We start from the raw sequence: 2,631 nt of genomic DNA, 5'->3' as shown, positions 1-2,631 counted from the left end.
GCTTCCACACCTAACGGTGCCTGCGGTGTGAGCTTGGTCTCATAGACAATCTCTGCATTGCCATTTGCCGGAACGGTAATACCGGAAATCGTCAGCGGCGGTCCGGCTTGGACTGTCGGTTTTGCCTGCAAGACGCCATTCGCATAATACAGCACAGAATCTTCTGTATAGCTGAGCGGATACGCCGTTGTCTCCGGTGTACCGAATGCATAAGCTCCCAAATTGTCCGAAATCGTCAATCCTGTCCATGTAGTTGCTCCCGCATTACGCAGACTAATCACATAGGTGATCGTATCTCCAGACACATACGTCTCGCGCACAGCGGTCTTTTGCACAGACAATGCCTCTAAAATCTCACCGACTGCCAGATTGGAATTGACGACAGAACCGTTATATGATAATGTTGCTTGATTGGTAAATCGTGCCATTGTTTGACCCTCCCTACCGGTCAAATACAAGGGAAACGTTCCCTCACTTCATTCTATGCCATGGATACTGGCTGTGTCCCTGTTTTCTCTGGACAGTGCGCCGCCGGAATGATATACTGTTGTATCGAAACGGAGGTGTTTTGCATGGCCAAATATAAAATTTCCGATGCCCGCACAGGACTTCGCCCGCTATTGGGACAACCAATTTTAGAGGGCATTTTTAACGGAGATCTTCGAGCACTGGAATTGGAAAACGGCTGTGTCATCTATGACGACGGTCAGCCCAATTATCACACACGCGATGGACGCGAATTTGCAGAAGTCATCGAAGTGAAATCCGGAGAAATTGTCGGATATACAGAGATAACAAACGACAGCAAGCGATAACGCCTGCTGTCGTTTTTGCATATTCAAAAATTACTGAATATCCTTGACCGGATAATCCTTATCTTCTACTGCCTTGCGCAGGACGTCATTAGAAACATCCTTGCTCAACGTGACAACAGCAGTATCCGTATTGTGATCCGCCGTTGCTTCGGTTACGCCGTCAATTGCCTCCAGTGCTTTCTTAACCGTTGCTTCGCAATGCGGGCACATCATGCCTTCGATTTTCAATGTCTTTGTCATGGTCTTTTGTTCCTTTCTCTTATGCTTGATGGATTTATCTTTCGCAGCGTTGCGGATGTCAAACAAATTGAGCCGCAGTGCATTGGATACAACGCAGAAACTGGACAAGCTCATCGCTGCCGCACCGAACATTGGATTGAGCTTCCAGCCCAACAGGGAAATAAATACACCTGCCGCCAGCGGAATGCCGCAGACGTTATAGGCAAATGCCCAGAATAAATTTTCATGAATATTGCGCAGCGTCGCGCGGCTGAGGCGAATGGCGGCGGACACATCGAGCAATCGGCTCTTCATAAGCACGACATCTGCCGCATCAACGGCAACATCCGCACCGGCGCCGATGGCGATGCCAATATCCGCACGTGTGAGAGCCGGTGCATCATTGATGCCGTCACCAACCATAGCCACCTTGCCGCGGCTTTGCAGCTGTCGAATGACCGCTTCTTTTCCATCCGGCAGAACACCGGCAATAACTTCATCGACACCCGCCTGTTTGCCAACTGCCTTGGCAGTCCGCTCATTATCACCGGTCAGCATAACAACGTGAATGCCCATATGGCGCAGTTCCTGTACTGCCTGCGGGCTATCCGATTTGATGACATCGGCAACAGCAATGATACCAACCAGCTGGTTGTCTCGGCTGAAGAACAGTGGTGTCTTGCCTTGCTCGGCAAGCTGCTGTGCTTGTTTTTGCAGGGATGCCGGAATCTCACAAATGGTCTGCATGAATGTTCCGCTGCCGCCGTGCAGCTGTGCACCGTTTAATTTTGCAGACAAACCATTGCCCGGCAAAGCCTGAAATTCTTCCACATCTTGCGCCGACAACTTGTCTTGTTCCGCCTGCTCGACAATCGCACGTGCCAGCGGATGTTCACTCTTTTTTTCCAGCGCATAGGCCAGCTGCATCAGTTCTTGTTCTGAATACGTTTCCGCCGGAACCAAATCAGTTACTTTGGGCTCGCCGGATGTAATCGTACCGGTCTTATCCAGCGCGACAACAGCAACTTTACCGGTTTCTTCCAGCGAGACGGCGGTTTTGAACAAAATACCATTTTTTGCGCCCTTGCCGTTGCCGACCATAATGGCAACCGGCGTTGCCAAGCCCAGCGCACACGGGCAGCTGATAACGAGAACCGAGATGCCGCGCGCTAGCGCAAAGCTGAAGGTCTGTCCGACAAGCAGCCAAACGACAAACGTAATCACCGCAATGGTGATAACCGCCGGAACAAAAATGCCGGACACTTTATCCGCAATTTTGGCAATCGGCGCCTTTGTCGCCGCAGCGTCACTGACCATCTGAATGATCTGCGACAACGTCGTATCTTCGCCGACACGAGATGCTTCGCACTGCAAATAGCCGGATTGGTTGAGCGTCGCTGCCGACACCAAATCGCCTTCGATCTTATCTACCGGAATGCTCTCACCGGTCAGGGCAGCTTCATTGACTGCACTGCTGCCGGACAGCACAATGCCATCAACCGGAATTGTCTCACCCGGACGCACAACAAAAATATCGCCCTTCTTGACCTGTTCAATGGAAACTTCGACTTCTTTGCCGTCTTTTACGATCACAGCG

Annotated in this window: 2 protein-coding genes and 1 pseudogene; 1 reads left to right on the top strand and 2 read right to left on the bottom strand. The window is 51.0% G+C overall.

Going from position 1 to position 2,631, the window contains the following annotated elements:
- Window positions 1–428 (bottom strand): annotated as a pseudogene (locus ACR0P9_RS10600) (hypothetical protein); the annotation flags it as partial.
- A 144-nt stretch (window positions 429–572) separates the two neighbouring features.
- Here ACR0P9_RS10600 and ACR0P9_RS10595 point away from each other — a divergent pair.
- Window positions 573–815 carry a hypothetical protein gene (locus ACR0P9_RS10595; RefSeq protein WP_432619954.1) on the top strand — a complete coding sequence of 81 codons (243 nt, stop codon included), beginning with the start codon at window positions 573–575 and terminating at the stop codon, window positions 813–815.
- A 30-nt stretch (window positions 816–845) separates the two neighbouring features.
- Here the strand turns inward: ACR0P9_RS10595 and ACR0P9_RS10590 are convergent.
- Window positions 846–2,631, bottom strand: a 1,786-nt coding sequence (locus ACR0P9_RS10590; RefSeq protein WP_432619952.1) for a heavy metal translocating P-type ATPase, incomplete at its 5' end; no start/stop codon positions are given.

It is taken from the genome of Butyricicoccus sp., assembly GCF_050872565.1.
Taxonomy (GTDB): domain Bacteria; phylum Bacillota; class Clostridia; order Oscillospirales; family Butyricicoccaceae; genus Butyricicoccus_A.
Note: the sequence above shows the minus strand (reverse complement) of the source record. Positions and strands in the feature narration are given on the sequence as shown.

What these genes read in the sequence shown, in the direction of transcription:
- ACR0P9_RS10595 (WP_432619954.1), top strand. Translation starts at nt 573, where the DNA reads ATGGCCAAATATAAAATTTCCGATGCCCGCACAGGACTTCGCCCGCTA.